This is a genomic window from Rhodococcus sp. RD6.2, assembly GCF_001040705.1.
Classification (GTDB): Bacteria; Actinomycetota; Actinomycetes; order Mycobacteriales; family Mycobacteriaceae; genus Rhodococcus_G.
Window position 1 is genome coordinate 645,175 of the sequence record NZ_CVQP01000006.1, and the last position, 20,036, is coordinate 665,210.

Below are 20,036 nucleotides of genomic sequence, written 5' to 3' on the forward strand. Positions count from 1 at the left end.
ACTCAGACCTGCGTATCGACGGCGGAGCGGCGCTCGAGGAAGACGGTGTCGCGCCACCGGCCGTCGAGTTGGGCGACGCGTTCGCGGACGCCGACGGTGCGGAATCCGGCGGAGTGGTGCAGGGCGATGCTGGCGCGGTTCTCGGGGAAGATCGAGTTCTGCAGGGTCCACAGTCCGGCCCGGTCGGCGGCGATGACCTGGGTGTGCAGCAGTGCCTTACCGACGCCGCGGCCGCGCATGCCGTCGGCGACGTAGACGGAGTTCTCGGCGACGCCGCGGTAGCAGTCCCGGTTCGAGACCGGGCTCAGGGCGGCCCAGCCGACGACGACGCCGTCGATCTCGGTGACCCACCGGTGCTCCGGCAGCCACTGCGCCTCGAGCGCCTCGCGGGTGGGGACCTCGGTGGCGAAGGTGGCGGTGCGGGTGGCGATGCCCTCGCCGTAGATGCGGCGCACGGCGTCCCAGTCGGTGCCGCGCAGTTCCCGCACCGTGACGTCGGCGGGGAGGTCGTCGGGGCAGCACGGCCGCGGGGTGAGCACACCCATCACCACGTCGGCGGCCTGCGGGAGCCCGGTGCAGCACGACGGGTTCACCACTACCACGGTGCGGGTCCCGTCCTTGTGGACGCTGACGAACCCGACATCGGAGAGCTTGCGGACGTGATGCGAGACGGTCGGCTGCCCGACCCCCAGGGCCTCGGCAAGCTCGCCCACGGTCAGTCCGGCGGGATGGGCGGCGACCTGGTGCAGCAGCCGCACCCGGGTCGGGTCGGACAGGCACGCGAACCAGCCCGCGTAGGTCGCTGCGTCGTCGACCGCCAGCGCATCTGCCCCGGCCGGGCGGGTGTTCCGCACGACCGGTGTCTCCAGGGAGGTCATGAGTTCACTATATCGATGCTCGTCGATGGTTGTATTCATCGACAGGCATCGATACAGTCCGAAGCGTATTGATCGATGCCTGTCGATGAAAGGGTGATTGTGATGACCAACCTGCCCGTGGTGGTTGTGGGCGCCGGCCCGACCGGCCTGGCCGCGGCCGCCGAACTGCGCGAACGAGGGCTGACCCCGATCGTGTTCGAACGTGGAGCCGGCGCCGGGGCAGCGGTCGCCGAGTGGAACCACATCCGGCTGTTCTCCCGATGGTCCGAGGTGATCGACCCGGCCGCCCGCCGACTGCTCGACCGGGCGGGCTGGTCCGCCCCCGACGACGAGGCGTACCTGACCGGACAGGAGTGGGTCAGCGAGTACCTGACACCCCTGGCCGATGCGCTCGGCGACGCCGTCCGGTTCGACACCGAGGTCGTCGGAGTCGCCCGCCGTGGCCGCGACCGGGTGGTCGACGCGGGCCGTGACACCGAACCGCTGTCGGTGCACATCCGCCGCGCCGACGGCGCCGAGGACCGCGTCCTCGCCCAGGCCGTCATCGACGCGTCCGGCACCTGGGGCACCCCGAACCCGCTCGGCGGCGAAGGACTGCCGGCACTCGGCGAGAAGACCGCCGCCGACGTGGTCGAGTACCGCGTCCCGAACCTCGACGACCCGGCCGTGCGCACGCAGTACGCCGGCAAGCACACCGCGATCGCCGGCGGCGGACACTCGGCGCTCAACGCCATCGTCGCCCTCGCAGCACTCGAGAAGGACACACCCGGCACCCGGATCACCTGGATCCTGCGCCGCGGTGACGTCTCCTCCACCTTCGGTGGCGGCGACGCTGACCAGCTACCCGCCCGCGGCGCCCTCGGGTTGCGCGCGAAGAAGGCCGTCGACGACGGACTGCTGCACGTGGTCACCGGATTCCGCACCGCCGCCGTCGAAACCACCAGTCAGGACCGGGTCGCGTTGGTCTCCGACGCCGGGCAGCGCATCGACGACCTCGACCGGGTCGTGGTTCTGACCGGGTTCCGCCCGGACCTGTCCTGGCTCTCGGAGATCCGCCTCGGCCTCGACCCGGTCCTGCAGGCCCCGATCGAGCTGGCCCCTCTGATCGACCCGAACGCACACTCCTGCGGCACCGTCTACCCGCACGGCGCCAAGGAACTGAGCCACCCCGAGCCCGGCTTCTACCTGGCCGGAATGAAGAGCTACGGCCGCGCACCGACATTCCTGGCGATGACCGGCTACGAGCAGGTCCGTAGCATCGCTGCCGCCATCGCCGGCGACCACGACGCCGCTTCCCGGGTCGAGCTGATCCTCCCCGAGACCGGCGTGTGTGGCGGCGCGGGAGTGTTCGACGAGCCCGACGTCGACGCTGCCGAAGGCGGCTGCTGCAGCACAGCGGAACCGGAACTGGTCACCCTGACCGCACCCGGCGGGGCACGCTAGCCCAATGACGGACACCAAGGCCCCGCCGCAGACCGAAACCCTTCCCGCAGCAGGTCTGCGGCGGGTCTTGGCGATCCTGTGCCTGACGGAGATCACCAGCTGGGGAATCCTCTACTACGCGTTCCCCGTGCTGTCGGTGTCCATCGCGGACGACACCGGATGGTCCCTGCAGACGATCATGGCAGCGTTCTCGATCGGCCAGCTAGCCGCCGCGTTCACCGGCATCCCCGTCGGCCGCATCATCGACCGCACCGGCCCACGCGCCATCATGACCGCCGGCTCCGTACTCGCCGTGCCCGCACTGCTTCTCATCGCGACCGCACACAACCTGCCGACCTTCTACGCCGGCTGGATCCTCGCGGGCATCGCGATGGGCGCCGTGCTCTACCCGCCCGCGTTCGCGGCCTTGACCCGCTGGTACGGCGACAGCTACGTCAAAGCGCTGATGATCCTTACCCTCGCCGCGGGCCTGGCGAGCACCGTCTTCGCCCCGCTCGCCGCGACGCTGGTCGAGCGAACCGACTGGCGCGCCACCTATCTCATTCTCGCGGCGATCCTCGCCGCCATCACCATCCCCGCCCACCTCTGGGGGCTGCGCGGGAGTTGGCCACATCCACCCGCACCGGCGCACGGCGACGCGGCCAATCACCGCGATGCCTCCCGCAGCCCCGCGTTCCTCGCGCTCGTCGTCGCCCTGAGCCTCGGCGCGTTCGCTGCCTTTGCCGGCGTGTTCAACCTCGTACCGCTGCTGATCGAACAAGGCTTCTCCCCGTCGCTGGCGGCATTGACCCTCGGCCTGAGTGGGGCGGGACAGCTCCTCGGCCGCATCGGCTACCTGCCCCTCACGGCGCGTACCTCGGCTCGCAGCAGGGCCATCGGCGTTCTCGTCGCCACCGCCGCCAGCACAGCACTTCTGGGTGTTGTGACGACGGTCGCCACCCTGATCACCGTCGCGATCGGCGCCGGCCTGATCCGTGGACTGTTCACCCTCGTCCAAGCCACCGCCATCACCGACCGCTGGGGCTCCACCCACTACGGCCGCCTCAACGGCCTGATGTCCGCCCCGATTGTCATCGTCATGGCTCTCGCGCCATGGGCCGGCACCGCACTGTCCGACTGGACCGGCAGCTACGCCCGCACCTACCTCGTCCTCGGCGCCATCGCACTCCTCGCAGCCGGAGTCGCCGCTGTCTCCATTCCCAGCCGCACCGCTGAACCCGCACCCTGACCCGCAAGGCCTCACTACTACGACAGCCTCACACTGTTCTCGCCCGCGAAATGCAGTGCCCTGACCGGACTCCCGTTCCGCGGGGACGGCGATCGGTACCCGCACCGCGATGAAGTAGTCGACTACCTACGTCTCTATGCCAAGACCCTCGACGCCGACATCCACGTCAACCAACGCGTGACGACCGTCGCCCACGACGGTGACCTCCACACAGCCACCACCGACTCCGGATCAACGTTCACCGCACCGCGGATCGTCGCGGCTACCGGCGGATTCGGATAACCCATGACGGCCTCGGTTGCATTGTCCTCGAATGGCAACGCAGCGTCTCCTCCGCGTCACTACGCGGAGTCGGCCGTGACGCTAAGTGCCTCGTCACTCAGTGGAACCGGCAAGCGAGCGTTCGAACTGCTTGATGTTCAGCGCTGTTCGACGATGTCGACGTGAGTCCCATGCGGCCCTGGACCAACTTGATCGGCCCGATCGCGAGATGCCAGACGGGTCACTCGTCGCCAATGGAGCTGTGGCACAGTTCGTCGCATGCCGATGATTCAGATCAGTCAGACACCGGGTCTCACCGCCGAGCAGAAGCGCGCCGTGATCGAGGGCGTGACGCGGGCCTACGCCGAGGCGAGCGGCAAGGATCCCGCCAAGGTGTGGGTGACGATCACCGAGGTCCCCGGGGAGAACTGGGGCGTCGGCGGTATTCCACTGGCCTGACTCGGGAGAGTCTCATTCGCCCGGCTCACGCCCTGCCGGTGCCCTGGGCGATCGTGCGGTCGAGTTGCTCGACCATCGAGGCGCCCAGGGTGGCGAGGGTGCTGACCTGCTCGTCGTCGAGTCCGTCGAACACGAGCGCCTGCACGGTTGCGACGTGTCCGGGAGCCGTCGCGACGACCTTGGCGAGACCCGCGGGTGTGAGGACGGCGTAGGAGCCGCGCGCTCCGACGATCGGTTCGCGCTGCGCCCAGCCGGCCTTCTCGAGGCGCGTCACGACATGGGAGAGGCGGGACAGCGACGCATTCGCCGCGGACGCGAGGGCGTTGAGTTGCAGGCGCTGTTTCGGTGCCTCGGACAGCACCGCTAGCACGAAGTACTCGAAATGGCTGAGCTCGGCGTCGCGCTGGAGTTGGGTGTCGAGTGCGGCGGGCAGTCGCGTGCACAGCGCGACGAGTTCGCGCCACGCCCGCTGTTGCTCATCCGTCAGCCAGCGGGTCCCGCTATCGTTCCCGCTCGCCTCTTCGCCGCCGTGTGACTCGGCCATCCGGAGCTGCCCCCCTCGGAATACTTGTCGAACTTCTGCGTTGACTCCTATGATAGTTGAAGCTTCAACTCAAAGGAGTGGACATGACGGACCTCGCCATGCCGACGCTGTACCTCAGCCATGGTGCCCCGCCGCTCGTCGACGACGAACTGTGGGTCTCGGAACTCGCGGCATGGTCGCGGAATCTGCCCCGGCCGAAAGCCGTGCTGATCGTGTCGGCGCACTGGGAATCCGCACCTCTGACCATCGGGACGGTCACCACGGGAACTCCGCTCGTCTACGACTTCGGGGGCTTCGACCCCAAGTACCGCCGGGTGCGATACGCGGCGCCCGGAGCGCCCGACCTGGCCCGGACCGTTGCGTCGCTGATGCCCGACGACGAACCCGTGTACCACCAGCCCGACCGGGGGCTCGATCACGGCGCCTACGTCCCGCTCACCGTCATGTACCCCGCGGCGGACGTCCCGGTCCTGCAGATCTCCCTGCCTACCCTCGACCCGCAGCGGCTCCTCCACCTCGGTGAACGACTGCAACCCCTGCGTGACGATGGCGTTCTGATCGTCGGGTCCGGCTTCACCACCCACGGACTGCCGTTCCTGCGCGACTGGACGCCGAACGCCACCGCGCCCGGCTGGTCTCGGGAGTTCGACGCCTGGGCAGCCGAACGCCTCGCAGCAGGTGATGTCGACGCGCTGGTCGACTTCCGTGCTCAGGCGCCCGGCATGCCCTACGCGCACCCGACGATCGAGCACTTCGCGCCGCTGTTCGTCGCGCTAGGTGCGTCCCGCGACGTCGAGCAGACACCCGACCAGGTCATCGACGGATTCTGGATGGGCCTGTCCAAGCGGTCCCTGCAACTGGCCTAGCGTCGCAGGAACTCCAACGCCTGATCGGCGTGCGTGTTGGCACGGAGTTCGCTGGCGATCACCTTGAGAATCGTCAGATCCGACCCGACGACGAACGTCGTCCGCTTCACCGGCATGAACTTCGCCAGCAACCCACGCCGCACGCCGAACTGCTCCGCCACCGCGCCGTCGGCATCGGACAGCAGCGGATAGTCGAACGACTTCGCCGCCGCGAACGACGACTGCGTCTCCACCGCGTCCGTCGAAATCCCGGCCCTCGATGCACCCACGGCGGCGAACTCGTCGGCCAGATCGCGGAAATGGCACGCCTCGGCGGTGCACACCGGCGTGTTCGCGGCCGGGTAGAAGAACAGCACCAGCGGCCCGTCCGCGACGAGGTCACTCAGTGTCCTGACCGTGCCGGACTGGTCGGGAAGCGCGAAGTCGGGGGCCTTGTCTCCGGGATTCATGCGCCGAGAGTACGCGGCGCGGCCCACGTCGATTACGGTCGGCGGATGCGGACGATCGTGCGGGGATTCTGGGGGCCGAGGCCCGAATCGGTCGACGTGGTGGCCGACCGCTGGCTGGCGACACTGACGGCGATCGACTCGCTGCTGCCCGGTGGTGGTTGGCAGCAGGTGCACGCGTCGGGGCCGCCCACGGCTCTCCTCCCGGACCGCGAGCCACTGCTCCGAGCACTGCGTGCGGCCGAGGCCGACGAGGCCTGGTCGGACGTGATCGGAACCGGACTGCGCCTGATCCGAACCGCGACGGCGGGCTGTGAGATCGAGGCGAGCGGGCTGGCGGGAGGGGCCCCCGAGTACCTGCTGCAGTCCCTCGTGATCGGCATCACCGCACCCGACGGGTTCGTGCTCCCCGAGTCCCGGCTCCTCACGGCGGTGGTGCTCGCGTGGGATCCGGATTTCGGCGACGTGACAGACGACGACATCCTCGACGCGCTCGAGGACGACGCGGGGTTCACCGTCGGCGATCCAGCGCTCGGGCGTCTCGCCTACCTGTCCGCGGGGCGCGGCGCCCGGTTGCCGGACGATCTCGGGGCCGCGCGCCGGGAGGCGCTGGCGGCCGGCGTCGTCGTCGAGACGGGCGGGGGGCCGGAGGAGGTCGTGCGGGTGTCCAGGCTCCTGCGCGACGCCGGGGCCCTCGAGTCGCTGCCCAGGCCGATGGATCGCGCGCTCTGGTAGGCAGCCATCGCACTCGTGTCCGACCGCTCCTGCCATGATTGACGTCATGTCCGGCGAGCCAACCACCGTCCCCTCCGCACCCACTGCAGCCGACACAGCCGCAGCCACCACCTCCCGCGCGCAGTTCCGGGCGCTCGCGGCCGAACACCGGGTCGTGCCGGTCACTCGAAAGGTGTTGGCGGACTCCGAGACTCCGCTGTCCGCGTATCGCAAGCTCGCGGCCGACCGGCCCGGCACCTTCCTCCTGGAGTCGGCCGAGAACGGGCGCTCCTGGTCGCGATGGTCGTTCATCGGTGTCGGTTCTCCCGCGGCGCTGACCGTCGTCGACGGGGAGGCCGCGTGGTACGGCAACGTCCCCGCGGGCGCGCCGTCCGGCGGTGACCCCGTCGCCGCGCTCGGGCAGACCCTCGAACTGCTCCGTAGCGAGCGCCTCCCGGACATGCCGCCCCTGACCGGCGGCATGGTCGGCTTCCTCGGCTACGACGTCGTGCGCAGGCTCGAACGGCTTCCCAGCCACGCCGTCGACGACCTGCACATCCCGGAGATGGTGATGCTGCTCGCGACGGATCTCGCTGCGGTCGACCACCACGAGGGAGCCATCACGCTGATCGCGAATGCCGTCAACTGGGACGGCAGCGACGAGCGGGTCGACGAGGCGTACGACGACGCCGTCGCCCGACTCGACGAGATGACCCGGGCACTCGGCGCCCCGGCGGCGTCGACGGTGTCGACGTTCACGACCCCCGCTCCGGAGTTCCGCCGCCAACGCACCACCGAGGAGTTCGGCGCCGACGTGCGCCGCCTGATCTCCGAGATCGAGGCCGGTGAGGCGTTCCAGGTGGTGCTCTCGCAGCGATTCGAGATGGACACCGACGCCGCACCCGTGGACATCTACCGGATGCTGCGCGCATCCAATCCGAGCCCGTACATGTACCTCGTCAACGTCCCGGACGGCGACGGCGGCACCGCGTTCGCGATCGTCGGATCGAGCCCCGAGTCCCTGGTCACCGTCAAGGACGGCACCGCGACCACGCACCCCATCGCGGGCACTCGCTGGCGCGGCGGTACCGAGGAGGAGGACCTTCTGCTCGAGAAGGACCTCATCGCGGACGAGAAGGAGAACTCCGAGCACCTGATGCTCGTCGACCTCGGCCGCAACGACCTCGGCCGCGTGTGCGAGCCGGGCACCGTGAAGGTGCACGACTATCGGCACGTCGAGCGTTACAGCCACGTCATGCATCTGGTGTCGACGGTGACGGGACGCCTCGCAGACGGCAACCACGCCCTCGACGCCGTCACCGCGTGCTTCCCGGCGGGCACCCTGTCCGGCGCGCCGAAGGTCCGCGCGATGGAGCTGATCGACGAACTCGAACCGACTCGCCGCGGCATCTACGGCGGCATCGTCGGCTACCTCGATTTCGCCGGCGACGCGGACACCGCGATCGCGATCCGCTCGGCGTTGGTCAAGGACGGGGTCGCGTACGTGCAGGCGGGTGCCGGCGTCGTGGCCGACTCGGATCCCGTGTACGAGGACACCGAGGCCAGGAACAAGGCGATGTCCGCGCTCAGCGCGATCGCCGCCGCGGGCACCCTGCGCACCCTCGGTGGTCACGATGCCTGAATCCGAAGCAGAGCCCACCGCACGGCGGTCGCCTGTCGCGGCGGCGTTGCCGGTGCTGCTGTTGGCGGTGGCGGCACTGTGCCTGTGGGCGGCGTCGAGGATGACGTGGGTGCGGGTGGACTCGTTCGACGGACTCGGGGAGGCGCGCACCACCGCACTCGACGGGGGTACGTGGGCGGCTGCGACGACTCCGCTGGCTCTGGCACTGCTCGCCGCGATCGCGGCCTCGTTCGCGGTCCGTGGGTGGGCGCTGCGCGTGGTCGCGCTCCTGGTGGCCGTGGTGGCCGTCGCGGCGATCGTGCCTGCGGTGACCCTCCTGACGTCCGACGTCGACGACGACCGGGCGGGACGGCTCGCCGAGCTTCCCGATCGGGCGGACGTGACGGGTACCGCGGTGTCCACGACGCCTGCATTGCTGGTGATCGTCGGGGGAGTGGCGGCGCTCGCCGCGGCGATCCTGTTACTGCGCAAGGCGTCGGTCGCTGCCGGACTGTCGTCGAAGTACGCGGCCCCGGCGGCGCGGCGCGACGACGCCGTCAAACGTCGGGAATCGAACGAGCCTCCGAGCCAACGGGTCCTGTGGGATGCGCTCGACGCGGGCGACGATCCCACCGATGACGATCGCCCCGACGATGTTCGCGGCGACCAGGACGGACAGGGTCCGGTCACTGGCACGTAGACCCGCCGTTAGTCAAGACATGGGCGGCATCTAGGCTTGCTTGTACAGATGACGTTTCTCACAATCGGCAACTGCCCAGAAAGGACTCGGGACGTGATGACTGTTCTCGATTCGATTCTCGACGGGGTGCGCGCCGACGTCGCCGCTCGCGAGTCACAGCTCGACTTTGCCGCTGTCAAGGCCGCTGCTGCCGCCGCGGCGCCTGCACTCGATGCCGCGGCCGCGCTGCGGGCCGATGGGATCGGCGTCATCGCGGAGGTCAAGCGCGCCAGCCCCTCGAAGGGTGAGCTGTCGACCATCACCGACCCCGCGTCGCTGGCTCGCGCCTACGAGGAGGGCGGGGCGCGCGTGATCAGCGTGCTCACCGAGGAACGGCGCTTCAAGGGGTCCCTCGCGGATCTCGACGCCGTCCGCAAGGCGGTGTCGATCCCCGTCCTGCGCAAGGACTTCATCGTCGGCCCGTACCAGATCCACGAGGCCCGTGCCCACGGCGCCGACGTGATCCTGCTGATCGTCGCGGCCCTCGACCAGAACACCCTGGCGTCCCTGCTCGATCGCACCGAGTCGCTCGGCATGACCGCCCTCGTCGAGGTGCACACCGAGGAAGAGGCCGATCGCGCACTGGAGGCGGGGGCGAGCGTCATCGGCATCAACGCCCGCGACCTCAAGACCCTCGACGTCGACCGTGACACGTTCGCACGCATCGCGCCGGGCCTGCCGAGCCGGGTCGTCAAGATCGCCGAGTCCGGTGTCCGTGGCACCGCGGACCTGCTCGCGTACGCCGGTGCGGGCGCCGATGCGGTGCTCGTCGGCGAGGGCCTGGTCACCAGCGGAGACCCTCGTACGGCGGTCAAGGATCTGGTCGCGGCCGGAACTCATCCGTCCTGCCCGAAGCCCGCTCGCTGACGGGCCGGTCACGGCCAGGCCCCCGAATACCGATTGGCCGGACCCGGCGAGATTTCGGGTCTGCAGACTAGGGCAGACTGAACAGGTGACTGCAGACGATCCCGTACTTTCCGCCAAGGGTTTCCCCAGCACGAACCAGGGCCTGCCCCGCATGAGCGACGGCGTCACCGCGCGAAGCGCCCACGAACCCGATGCGGGTGGCCACTTCGGCGCCTACGGTGGCCGCTACGTCCCCGAGGCATTGATGGCGGTGATCGAGGAAGTCACCGCCGAGTACGACAAGGCCCGCGTCGATCCGGCGTTCCTGAGCGAACTGGATCGCCTGCAGCGGGACTACACCGGCCGGCCGTCGCCGGTCTACGAAGCGGCCCGGCTGTCCGAGCACGCCGGCGGTGCTCGCCTGCTCCTCAAGCGCGAAGACCTCAACCACACCGGCTCGCACAAGATCAACAATGTGCTCGGGCAGGTGCTGCTCGCCAAGCGGATGGGCAAGACCCGCGTGATCGCGGAGACCGGCGCCGGCCAGCATGGCGTCGCGACCGCGACGGCGTGCGCACTCCTCGGACTCGAGTGCGTCGTCTACATGGGTGAGGTGGACACCAAGCGGCAGGCGCTCAACGTCGCACGGATGCGCCTCCTCGGCGGCGAGGTCATCCCCGCGGTCACCGGATCGGCGACCCTCAAGGACGCGATCAACGAGGCGCTGCGCGACTGGGTCACCAACGCGGACAACACGTACTACTGCTTCGGCACTGCGGCGGGCCCGCATCCGTTCCCGACGATGGTCCGCGACTTCCAGCGCATCATCGGCCTCGAGGCCCGCGCACAGGTGCGCGCGCTGACCGGCAGGCTGCCGGACGCCGTCGCCGCGTGCGTCGGCGGCGGCTCCAACGCGATCGGCATCTTCCACGCCTTCATCGACGACCCGGCCGTGAAGCTGGTCGGATTCGAGGCAGGCGGTGACGGTGTGGAGACCGGACGTCATGCATCGACGATCGCGGGCGGATCGCCGGGCGCGCTGCACGGCGCGTACTCCTACCTGTTGCAGGACGACGACGGTCAGACCATCGAGTCGCATTCGATCTCGGCCGGCCTCGACTACCCCGGCGTGGGGCCGGAACACTCGTTCCTCAACGACATCGGACGGGCCGAGTACCGCCCGGTCACGGACACCGAGGCGATGGACGCGTTCGCGCTGCTGTGCCGCACCGAGGGCATCATCCCGGCGATCGAGTCCGCGCACGCCGTCGCGGGTGCACTGAAGCTCGGCCGGGAGCTGGGTGAGGGTGCGATCGTGCTCGTCAACCTTTCCGGGCGCGGTGACAAGGACGTCGACACCGCCGCCACGTGGTTCGGGCTCATGCCGACCGATTCCGATACCGACACCGAGGGGGACGACAAGTGAGCGCGCAGCAGTCGCGACTGGGGGAGATCTTCGCGCAGTGCCGGGCCGAGAACAGGCCGGCTCTCGTGGGGTATCTGCCCACCGGCTATCCGACGGTACCGAAGTCGATCGAGGCGTTCGAGACGCTCGTCGACGCGGGCTGCGACCTGATCGAGGTCGGCGTCCCCTACAGCGATCCGGTGATGGACGGCCCGACGATCCAGGCGGCCGCCGACGAGGCGCTGCGCGCCGGATTTCGTGTGCGCGACGTGTTCACGGCCGTAGAGGCGATCACGAAGGCGGGCGGCAAGGCGGTCGTCATGACGTACTGGAACCTCGTGCTCAAGTACGGCGTGGACGAGTTCGCACGCGATCTCGCCGCCGCAGGCGGTCTCGGCATCATCACTCCGGATCTGATCCCGGACGAGGCCGCCGACTGGATTGCAGCGTCCGACAAGTACGGCCTGGACCGGATCTTCCTCGTCGCGCCGAGCTCGACGAACGAGCGGCTCGCGATGACCCTCGACTCGTGCCGGGGATTCGTCTATGCGACGTCGACGATGGGTGTCACGGGCGCCCGCGACGCGGTGTCGAACCTGGCGCCGGAGCTGGTGGCACGGGTGCGTGAGCACTCGGACATCCCGGTCGGTGTCGGTATCGGCGTCCGCTCGGGTGCCCAGGCCGCCGAGATCGGGGCATACGCCGACGCAGTCATCGTGGGATCCGCACTGGTCGCAGCGGCCGGGCATGGGATGGACGCGTTGCGGGCCCTCACGGTCGAACTCGCCGAGGGTGTCCGTTCGGCTACCGTGGCGTCGTGACGTCAACTGTCGACATCCTCGCCTACATTCCGAGCCCACCGCAGGGCGTGTGGCAGATCGGTCCGTTTCCGCTGCGCGCCTACGCCTTCTGCATCATCGTCGGCATCCTCGTCGCTGTGGTGTGGGGTGACCGTCGCTGGGTCGCGCGCGGCGGCGAGAAGGGAACGGTCCTCGACGTCGCCATCTGGGCGGTGCCGTTCGGTCTGATCGGTGGCCGCCTCTATCACGTCCTCACCGACTGGAGCACGTACTTCGGTGAGGGCGGCAATCCCGGTGACGCACTGAAGATCTGGCAGGGCGGGCTCGGAATCTGGGGTGCCGTCGCACTGGGCGCGGTCGGTGCCTGGATCGGGTGCCGCCAGCGCGGTGTGTCCGTCGCCGCACTCGGTGACGCCATCGCGCCGGGAATCCTGTTGGCGCAGGCCATCGGTCGGCTCGGCAACTGGTTCAACCAGGAGCTGTACGGACGCGAGACCACGGTGCCGTGGGGGCTCGAGATCTACGAGCGCGTCAACGACGCGGGACGGCTCGACCCGCTCACCGGCACCTCCAACGGTGTCGTCGAGCGGATCGTGCACCCGACGTTCCTGTACGAGTTGGTTTGGAACGTGCTGATCGTGATCCTGCTGGTCGTCGTCGATCGCAGGTTCCGGATCGGGCACGGACGCCTGTTCGCGCTGTACGCCGCCGGATACAGCCTCGGCCGGTTCTTCGTCGAGCTCATGCGCGACGACTACGCGACCCACATCGCGGGCATCCGCATCAACTCGTTCACGTCGGCGATCGTGTTCGCCTGTGCGATGGCATACTTCGTGCTGGCCACCAAGGGTCGGGAGACGCCTGCGGAACTGCGTATCGGGGCGGCCCGGGAGCGCTATCTGGCGGAGCATCCCGAGTTGGCCGACGGCGCCGACACGGATGTCGTGGCCAGTGCCCAGGCAGACGACGCCGACGACACTGCGGGTGCCGCCGCCGACGACGACGAGAACAGCACCACAGGGGGGAACGAGAAGTCATGACCGCACCGAACGACGACTGGCAGAAGCGGATCGAGAACGGGCAGGGTTTCGACCCGATGGCCGCGTTCGCGGCGCAGGGGCCCGAGGATCAGCAGACGACGTCCGCATACCCCCCGCCGGGGCCGGTCTACGGTGCGCCGGGCACCGGGCCCGGCTACGCTCCGCACCCGCAGGTGTCCGCGGTCCCCGGCTACGGATACCTGGGCGTCGATCCGACCGCCCCGTACGGTCGTGATCCGTTGACGGGGGAGCCGCTGTCGGACAAGACCAAGATCGCGGCGGGGCTGTTGCAGATCTTCCTCGGCGGGTTCGGTGCCGGTCGCTTCTACACCGGCCACACCGGTATCGCCATCGGCCAGATCGCCGCTACCTGGCTGACCTGCGGGATCGGCGCGATCTGGCCGCTGATCGACGGGATCATCATGCTGGCAGGCAACACCCGTGACTCGCGGGGTCTGAAACTGCGCAGCTGATCGGCCCCCGCCCGATCCAGTCGGAGAACGGCATCTCGACCGCGCCCTCACCTCGCGTCTACACTGTGCGCACCCGAGTGTGACGCTCGGTCGACCATCCTCTGCGCGCCACACCCGGACGCCGCCTGCCTCACGGCCGGTTCCGTGACGGCGGCCTCCCGTGGAGGTGTCCAGGTGCTGTTCTCCCAATTGCCCGCACCGCAGGGCCTGTACGACCCGGCGCGTGAATCCGACTCCTGCGGGGTCGCGATGGTGGCGGACATTCACGGCAGGTCGGATCACGGCATCGTCGCCGATGGTCTGTTGGCGCTGGCGAACCTCGAACACCGTGGGGCAGCCGGAGCGGAACCGAACAGCGGTGACGGCGCCGGGATCCTGGTGCAGTTGCCGGTCGACCTGCTGACCGCGGTTGCCGGGTTCGACCTCCCCGACGTGGACGATTCCGGCGACGCCGCGTTCGCCGCCGGGATCTGTTTCCTGCCGCAGGAATCCGCGCCGCGGGCCGCAGCGGTCGCGCGAATCGAGGCGATCGCAGCCGAGGAGCGCCTCGAGATCCTCGGATGGCGGGAGGTGCCCGTCGATCCGGACGGCGCCGACATCGGCATCAGTGCCCGCGGGTGTATGCCGTACATGAGCCAGTTGTTCGTCGCGGCACCCGTCGGCCCGGGCGGCCGCCGACCGTCCGGTGTGGACCTCGACCGGCTCGTCTACCCCCTGCGTAAACGTGCCGAGCAGATCCCCGACGACCCGGCGCAGGGCGTCTACTTCTCGTCGCTGTCGGCCCGGACGATGGTCTACAAGGGCATGCTCACCACCACGCAGCTGCCGGTGTTCTTCCCCGACCTGCGGGACGAGCGATGCCGCAGCGCGATCGCGATCGTGCACAGTCGATTCTCGACCAACACTTTTCCGTCGTGGCCGCTGGCACATCCGTTCCGGTACGTCGCCCACAACGGCGAGATCAACACCGTCCGCGGAAACCGGAACCGGATGCGGGCCCGTGAGGCGATGCTGGCGTCCGACCTGATCCCCGGTGATCTGACCCGGCTCTATCCGATCTGCACGCCGGACGCGTCGGATTCCGCGTCGTTCGACGAGGTGCTCGAACTGCTGCATCTCGGCGGGCGCAGCGTCGAACACGCGGTGATGATGATGATCCCGGAGGCGTGGGAGAACAACCGGGCGATGCCCGCGGACCGTCGCGACTTCTACCGCTACCACGCCTCCCTGATGGAACCGTGGGACGGCCCGGCGTGTGTGACGTTCACCGACGGTGTCCGGGTCGGCGCCGTTCTCGACCGTAACGGGCTGCGGCCCGGCCGGTGGTGGCTCACGGAGGACGGTCGCGTCGTCCTGGCCAGCGAGTCCGGTGTGCTCGACATCGATCCGTCTCGGGTCCTGGCGAAGGGTCGGCTGGAGCCGGGGCAGATGTTCCTCGTCGACACCGCCGCAGGTCGGATCGTGCCCGACAGCGAGGTCAAGGGGGAACTCGCGGCCGCGGAGCCCTACGCGGAATGGTTGTACGCGGGTCTGCTCTCGCTCGACGAACTGCCGGACCGGCCTGCCGCGGTGCACCCGCACGAGTCGGTGGTCCGCAGGCAGATCGTGTTCGGGTACACGGAGGAGGAGCTGCGGCTTCTGCTGACGCCGATGGCGGCGGCGGCCGGTGAGCCGATCGGGTCGATGGGAACCGACACTCCGATCGCGGTCCTGTCGCAGCGGTCGCGCCTGCTCTACGACTACTTCGTCGAGCTGTTCGCGCAGGTCACGAATCCGCCGTTGGACGCGATCCGTGAGGAGGTCGTCACCTCGCTGTCCCGGGTGATGGGCCCGGAGCAGAACCTTCTGCGGCCGACGGCGGCCTCCTGCAGGCAGATCGTGTTGCCGTGGCCGGTACTCGACAACCGGGCCCTGAGCAGGATCGTCCACATCGACGACGAGGGCGAGCATCCGGGGCTCGCGGCGACGGTACTGCGCGCGCTCTACGAGGTGGAACGCGGGGCCGACGGGATGCGCGAGGCGATCGAGGACCTGCGCTCGCGTGCGAGTGCCGCCATCGCCTCCGGGTATCGCACGCTCGTCATCTCGGATCGGGACGCCGACCGGTCGCATGCGCCGATCCCGTCGCTACTGGCCGTCTCGGCGGTGCACCACCACCTGATCCGGACGAAGGAACGCACGCGGGTCGCGCTCGTCGTGGAGTCGGGGGATGCCCGTGAGGTCCATCATGTGGCGATGCTCATCGGATTCGGGGCGGCAGCCGTCAACCCGTACCTCGCGATGGAGACCATCGAGGACCTGGTCCGCGAAGGTGAACTGAGGGGCCTCGAATCGCAGGTGGCCGTGCGAAACTACCTGACCGCCCTCGGCAAGGGCGTGCTGAAGGTGATGTCCAAGATGGGGATCTCGACCGTCGGATCATACACCGCCGCACAGGTTTTCGAGGCGATCGGACTCGACCGTGATCTGGTGGACGAGTACTTCGCCGGCACCGTCTCGACGCTCGGAGGCGTCGGGATCGACGTGCTCGCCGAGGAGGTCCGCAGGCGGCACCGTCTCGCCCACCCCGCGAATCCGAGCGATCGCGCATTCCAGCGCCTCGACGTGGGCGGCGAGTACCAGTTCCGCCGTGACGGCGAACTGCACCTGTTCACCCCCGAAACCGTGTTCCTGCTTCAGCACGCCACCCGAACCGGCAGACGTGAGGTGTTTGCACGCTACAGCGACACGGTCAACACGCTCGCCGAACAGGGCGGGGCGTTGCGCGGGCTGTTTCGTTTCCGGGAGGATCCGGCGACGGCGGTCCCACTCGACGAGGTCGAACCCGTCGACGCGATCGTCGCCCGGTTCAACACCGGCGCAATGAGTTACGGGTCGATTTCCGCCGAGGCCCACGAGACGATGGCGATCGCGATGAACCGTCTCGGAGGACGATCCAACACGGGAGAGGGAGGCGAGACTTCCGACCGGCTGCGTGATCCACTCCGGCGCAGCGCGGTCAAACAGGTCGCGAGCGGCCGCTTCGGTGTCACCAGCGACTACCTCGTCAACGGGACCGACATCCAGATCAAGATGGCGCAGGGCGCGAAGCCGGGCGAGGGCGGCCAGTTGCCGCCGTTCAAGGTGTACCCGTGGGTGGCGTCGACACGGCACTCGACCCCCGGAGTCGGGTTGATCTCCCCGCCTCCGCACCATGACATCTACTCCATCGAGGACCTGGCGCAGCTGATCCACGACCTCAAGAACGCCAACGACCGTGCCCGCATCCACGTCAAACTGGTCAGCTCCGTCGGGGTCGGCACCGTCGCCGCCGGTGTCTCGAAGGCCCACGCCGATGTCGTGCTGATCTCCGGGAACGACGGCGGGACCGGCGCCTCGCCCCTGACCTCGCTCAAGCACGCCGGTGCCCCGTGGGAGATCGGCCTCGCCGACGCGCAGCAGACGCTGGTGCTCAACGGTCTTCGCGACCGGATCACGGTCCAGTGCGACGGCGGGCTGCGCACCGGCCGGGACGTCATGGTCGCGGCCCTCCTGGGCGGTGAGGAGTACGGATTCTCGACGGCACCGCTGATCGTCGCCGGGTGCATCATGATGCGTGTCTGCCACCTCGACACTTGTCCGGTCGGCGTCGCCACCCAGAACCCGGTGCTACGCGCGCGGTACACCGGCAAGCCGGAGTTCGTCGAGGAGTTCTTCCGGTTCGTCGCCGAGGAGGTGCGCGAACACCTGGCGCGGCTCGGGCTGCGCAGTCTCGACGAGGCGATCGGTCGCGCCGATCTGCTGGAGACCGCGGAGGGGGTGGCGCACTGGAAGAGTCGCGGCCTGGACCTGTCGCCGATCTTCGCGGTCCCCGCAGGCGACGGTGGCCAGTCGGTGCCGCAGCGGCGCCGGATCCGCGAACAGGATCACGGACTGGCAGAAGCGTTGGACCGCAGTTTGATCCAGCTCGCCGACGGTGCGCTCGAGGATGCGAGGCCCGTTCGACTGCGACTTCCCGTCCGCAACGTCAATCGCACCGTCGGCACCCTGCTCGGGGCGGAGGTCACCCGCAGGTACGGGGCCGACGGCCTGCCTGCCGACACGATCGTGGTGGAACTGACGGGATCGGCGGGCCAGTCGCTCGGGGCATTCCTGCCGCCCGGTGTCACCCTCGCTCTGACGGGTGATGCGAACGACTATGTCGGGAAGGGTCTTTCGGGTGGGCGGATCGTCCTGCGGCCCGCCGCGGATGCTCCCTTCGACGCACAGGAACAGGTGATCGCGGGCAACACGTTGCTGTACGGCGCGACCTCGGGTGAGCTGTTCGCGCGCGGGCAGGTGGGGGAGCGCTTCTCCGTCCGCAACTCGGGGGCGACCGCCGTTGTCGAGGGGGTCGGCGACCACGCCTGCGAGTACATGACCGGCGGCCGGGTCGTCGTCCTCGGGCCGACGGGCCGCAACCTCGCGGCGGGCATGTCGGGCGGAATTGCCTACGTGCTCGACCTGGATCCGACCCGGGTCAACACGGCGATGGTCACCCTCGAATCGCCCGACCCGGACGACCTGGAATGGCTCCACGCCGTCGTGGCGCGACACCGGGAGTACACGGACTCACCGGTGGCGGCGTCGATGCTGGCCGACTGGCCTCGACGGGCGGCCCTGTTCACGAAGGTGCTGCCGATCGACTACCGGCGGGTGCTCGAGGCGGGCCGGCTCGCGCGGGCCGAGGGACGCGACGTGGACACCGCGATCATGGAGGCCGCTCGTGGCTGATCCGCACGGATTCCTCACCGTGAACAAGCGGGAGGCGCCGAAACGGCCCGTTTCCGAGCGAGTGCGTGACTGGGCCGAGGTCGGCGCCGAGCAGTCCGCCGAGACGCGGGCCGCCGATGTGGCGCAGCAGGCCACCCGGTGCATGGACTGCGGAATCCCGTTCTGCCACTCGGGGTCGGCGGGCTGCCCGCTCGGCAACCTGATTCCCGAGTGGAACGACCTCGTTCGACGCGGCCGATGGGACGCCGCCGCCGACCGACTCCACGCCACCAACAACTTTCCGGAGGTCACCGGCCGCATCTGCCCCGCCCCCTGCGAAGCGGCGTGCGTGCTGTCGATCGCCGAGAACGACACCGGCGGCAGCGTCACGATCAAACGGATCGAGCAGGCCATCGCCGATGTGGCCTTCGAGACGGGGGCCGTGGCGCCCCGGCCCGCGATCGTGTCGACCGGCCACCGGGTCGCAGTGGTCGGCTCCGGGCCGGGCGGGCTGGCGGCCGCGCAGCAGTTGACGCGGGCCGGGCACGCCGTCACCGTCTTCGAGCGCGACGACCGCCTCGGGGGACTGCTCCGATACGGCATCCCGGCCTTCAAGCTCGACAAGGCGGTGATCGACCGCAGGATCGAGCAGATGCGCGGCGAGGGAACCCGCTTCGTCACGGACTGCGAGGTCGGGGTCGACGTGACCGTTCCGCGGTTGCGTGAGGAGTTCGGGGCAGTCGTTCTCGCCGTCGGTGCGCTGCGTGCCCGGGACAACACCGAGGTCCGGGGTCGCGAACTGGAGGGGATCCACCTGGCGATGGAACACCTCGTGCTGGCTAACCGGGAATGCGAGGGCGACGGCCCGAGCCCGGTCACCGCACATGGCAAGCACGTGGTGATCATCGGCGGCGGTGACACCGGCGCCGACTGCCTCGGCACCGCCCATCGGCAGGGCGCCCTCTCCGTGACCCAGTTGGACTACCACGCGGAGGCCCCGGTCGTACGCGACGACGAGCGGTCGCCGTGGCCGTCGTGGCCGATGGTCCTGCGAACCTCGCCCGCTCACGCGGAGGGTGGCGTGAGGCGTTACGAGGTTGCGGTGCAACGTTTTCTGGGTGACGAGCGGGGTCGCGTGCGGGCCATGTCGCTCGCGGAGGTGCGGGTGAGTCGCGACGAGCAGGGTCGCAGGCACATCGCGCCGGTCGGCGAGGAGGTCGAATTGCCGTGCGATCTGGCACTTCTCGCGATCGGCTTCGAGGGTGTCGAGCGCAGCGCGCTGCTGGACGGACTCGAGCTGCCGCTGTCCGGGAGGGGGGTGCTGTCGTGTGGTCCGAACTGGCAGACGTCGTCGCCGGGGGTGTTCGTGTGCGGTGACGCGCACCGCGGCGCGTCGCTCGTGGTGTGGGCGATCGCGGAGGGTAGGTCGGTAGCGCACGCGGTCGACGTATTCCTCACCGGCGACTCGGATCTCCCGTCGCCGGTGCATCCGACGGCCCTGCCCCTCGAGGTCCTGTGAGCGGCGGCTCTCGTGAACGCGGC

The 20,036-nt window shown here is 69.4% G+C and carries 16 protein-coding genes and 2 pseudogenes; 15 read left to right on the forward strand and 3 right to left on the reverse strand.

Annotation, left to right across the window (positions count from 1 at the left end):
* Positions 1 to 2: 2 nt before the first annotated feature.
* A complete protein-coding gene (locus RHCRD62_RS13250) occupies positions 3 to 878 on the reverse strand; it encodes a metalloregulator ArsR/SmtB family transcription factor (protein ID WP_050065125.1) in 876 nt (291 codons plus the stop codon).
* Between the two features lie 102 nt (positions 879 to 980).
* Here RHCRD62_RS13250 and RHCRD62_RS13255 point away from each other — a divergent pair, with 102 nt between their 5' ends.
* From RHCRD62_RS13255 to RHCRD62_RS13265, 4 genes and pseudogenes are all read left to right on the forward strand, one after another.
* Entirely contained in the window at positions 981 to 2,321 is a 1,341-nt protein-coding gene (locus RHCRD62_RS13255; RefSeq protein WP_050065126.1) for an NAD(P)-binding domain-containing protein, read from the forward strand.
* 4 nt (positions 2,322 to 2,325) lie between these two features.
* Positions 2,326 to 3,549: an MFS transporter gene (locus RHCRD62_RS13260; RefSeq protein WP_050065127.1), complete on the forward strand. Its 1,224-nt coding sequence runs from the start codon at positions 2,326 to 2,328 to the stop codon at positions 3,547 to 3,549.
* Between the two features lie 27 nt (positions 3,550 to 3,576).
* Positions 3,577 to 3,831: pseudogene (locus RHCRD62_RS25470) on the forward strand (NAD(P)-binding domain-containing protein); the annotation flags it as partial.
* 258 nt (positions 3,832 to 4,089) lie between these two features.
* On the forward strand, positions 4,090 to 4,269 hold the full coding sequence (locus tag RHCRD62_RS13265; protein ID WP_050065128.1) for a tautomerase family protein: 180 nt from the start codon (positions 4,090 to 4,092) through the stop codon (positions 4,267 to 4,269).
* 25 nt (positions 4,270 to 4,294) lie between these two features.
* On the opposite strand, the gene RHCRD62_RS13270 is transcribed toward RHCRD62_RS13265, so the two are convergent.
* Positions 4,295 to 4,813, reverse strand: coding sequence for a MarR family winged helix-turn-helix transcriptional regulator (locus RHCRD62_RS13270; protein ID WP_050065129.1), 519 nt, complete (start codon positions 4,811 to 4,813; stop codon positions 4,295 to 4,297).
* A gap of 83 nt (positions 4,814 to 4,896) precedes the next feature.
* Here RHCRD62_RS13270 and RHCRD62_RS13275 point away from each other — a divergent pair, with 83 nt between their 5' ends.
* Entirely contained in the window at positions 4,897 to 5,679 is a 783-nt protein-coding gene (locus RHCRD62_RS13275) for a dioxygenase family protein (protein ID WP_050065130.1), read from the forward strand.
* Here RHCRD62_RS13275 and RHCRD62_RS13280 read toward each other — a convergent pair.
* Positions 5,676 to 6,128: a peroxiredoxin gene (locus tag RHCRD62_RS13280; protein WP_050065131.1), complete on the reverse strand. Its 453-nt coding sequence runs from the start codon at positions 6,126 to 6,128 to the stop codon at positions 5,676 to 5,678. The two genes, RHCRD62_RS13275 and RHCRD62_RS13280, sit on opposite strands and share 4 nt — an antisense overlap.
* A gap of 45 nt (positions 6,129 to 6,173) precedes the next feature.
* Here RHCRD62_RS13280 and RHCRD62_RS13285 point away from each other — a divergent pair, with 45 nt between their 5' ends.
* The 10 genes and pseudogenes from RHCRD62_RS13285 to RHCRD62_RS13330 all read left to right on the forward strand — a co-directional run bounded on the left by RHCRD62_RS13285 (position 6,174) and on the right by RHCRD62_RS13330 (position 20,013).
* A complete protein-coding gene (locus tag RHCRD62_RS13285; protein ID WP_050065132.1) occupies positions 6,174 to 6,860 on the forward strand; it encodes a hypothetical protein in 687 nt (228 codons plus the stop codon).
* Positions 6,861 to 6,906: 46 nt separating this feature from the next.
* Positions 6,907 to 8,481: an anthranilate synthase component I gene (locus tag RHCRD62_RS13290; protein WP_050065287.1), complete on the forward strand. Its 1,575-nt coding sequence runs from the start codon at positions 6,907 to 6,909 to the stop codon at positions 8,479 to 8,481.
* Positions 8,474 to 9,160 carry a TIGR02234 family membrane protein gene (locus RHCRD62_RS13295; protein ID WP_050065288.1) on the forward strand — a complete coding sequence of 229 codons (687 nt, stop codon included), beginning with the start codon at positions 8,474 to 8,476 and terminating at the stop codon, positions 9,158 to 9,160. The genes RHCRD62_RS13290 and RHCRD62_RS13295 overlap by 8 nt, the downstream gene beginning before the upstream one ends.
* Positions 9,161 to 9,256: 96 nt before the next feature.
* The gene (gene trpC, locus RHCRD62_RS13300; protein WP_050065133.1) at positions 9,257 to 10,066 is read left to right on the forward strand and encodes an indole-3-glycerol phosphate synthase TrpC; all 810 of its coding nucleotides are present in this window, start codon (positions 9,257 to 9,259) and stop codon (positions 10,064 to 10,066) included.
* 151 nt (positions 10,067 to 10,217) lie between these two features.
* Positions 10,218 to 11,471 carry a tryptophan synthase subunit beta gene (gene trpB, locus RHCRD62_RS13305; RefSeq protein ID WP_050065134.1) on the forward strand — a complete coding sequence of 418 codons (1,254 nt, stop codon included), beginning with the start codon at positions 10,218 to 10,220 and terminating at the stop codon, positions 11,469 to 11,471.
* Positions 11,468 to 12,271 (forward strand): tryptophan synthase subunit alpha, encoded by an 804-nt coding sequence (gene trpA / locus RHCRD62_RS13310; RefSeq protein ID WP_050065135.1) that lies wholly within the window; start codon positions 11,468 to 11,470, stop codon positions 12,269 to 12,271. Before trpB ends, trpA begins: the two co-directional genes overlap by 4 nt.
* A complete protein-coding gene (gene lgt / locus RHCRD62_RS13315; protein ID WP_050065136.1) occupies positions 12,268 to 13,290 on the forward strand; it encodes a prolipoprotein diacylglyceryl transferase in 1,023 nt (340 codons plus the stop codon). Before trpA ends, lgt begins: the two co-directional genes overlap by 4 nt.
* A 209-nt stretch (positions 13,291 to 13,499) precedes the next feature.
* Positions 13,500 to 13,763: pseudogene (locus RHCRD62_RS26395) on the forward strand (TM2 domain-containing protein); the annotation flags it as partial.
* Between the two features lie 174 nt (positions 13,764 to 13,937).
* Positions 13,938 to 18,515, forward strand: a complete 4,578-nt coding sequence (gene gltB / locus RHCRD62_RS13325; RefSeq protein ID WP_050065138.1) for a glutamate synthase large subunit — start codon at positions 13,938 to 13,940, stop codon at positions 18,513 to 18,515.
* Positions 18,508 to 20,013: a glutamate synthase subunit beta gene (locus RHCRD62_RS13330; protein WP_050065139.1), complete on the forward strand. Its 1,506-nt coding sequence runs from the start codon at positions 18,508 to 18,510 to the stop codon at positions 20,011 to 20,013. The genes gltB and RHCRD62_RS13330 overlap by 8 nt, the downstream gene beginning before the upstream one ends.
* The last annotated feature ends 23 nt before the right edge of the window (positions 20,014 to 20,036 follow it).

What these genes read in the sequence shown, in the direction of transcription:
- RHCRD62_RS13250 (WP_050065125.1), bottom strand. Translation starts at nt 878, where the DNA reads ATGACCTCCCTGGAGACACCGGTCGTGCGGAACACCCGCCCGGCCGGG.
- RHCRD62_RS13285 (WP_050065132.1), top strand. Translation starts at nt 6,174, where the DNA reads ATGCGGACGATCGTGCGGGGATTCTGGGGGCCGAGGCCCGAATCGGTC.
- RHCRD62_RS13295 (WP_050065288.1), top strand. Translation starts at nt 8,474, where the DNA reads ATGCCTGAATCCGAAGCAGAGCCCACCGCACGGCGGTCGCCTGTCGCG.
- trpC (WP_050065133.1), top strand. Translation starts at nt 9,257, where the DNA reads ATGACTGTTCTCGATTCGATTCTCGACGGGGTGCGCGCCGACGTCGCC.
- RHCRD62_RS13255 (WP_050065126.1), top strand. Translation starts at nt 981, where the DNA reads ATGACCAACCTGCCCGTGGTGGTTGTGGGCGCCGGCCCGACCGGCCTG.
- RHCRD62_RS13265 (WP_050065128.1), top strand. Translation starts at nt 4,090, where the DNA reads ATGCCGATGATTCAGATCAGTCAGACACCGGGTCTCACCGCCGAGCAG.
- RHCRD62_RS13275 (WP_050065130.1), top strand. Translation starts at nt 4,897, where the DNA reads ATGACGGACCTCGCCATGCCGACGCTGTACCTCAGCCATGGTGCCCCG.
- RHCRD62_RS13280 (WP_050065131.1), bottom strand. Translation starts at nt 6,128, where the DNA reads ATGAATCCCGGAGACAAGGCCCCCGACTTCGCGCTTCCCGACCAGTCC.
- RHCRD62_RS13260 (WP_050065127.1), top strand. Translation starts at nt 2,326, where the DNA reads ATGACGGACACCAAGGCCCCGCCGCAGACCGAAACCCTTCCCGCAGCA.
- RHCRD62_RS13270 (WP_050065129.1), bottom strand. Translation starts at nt 4,813, where the DNA reads ATGGCCGAGTCACACGGCGGCGAAGAGGCGAGCGGGAACGATAGCGGG.
- RHCRD62_RS13290 (WP_050065287.1), top strand. Translation starts at nt 6,907, where the DNA reads ATGTCCGGCGAGCCAACCACCGTCCCCTCCGCACCCACTGCAGCCGAC.
- trpB (WP_050065134.1), top strand. Translation starts at nt 10,218, where the DNA reads ATGAGCGACGGCGTCACCGCGCGAAGCGCCCACGAACCCGATGCGGGT.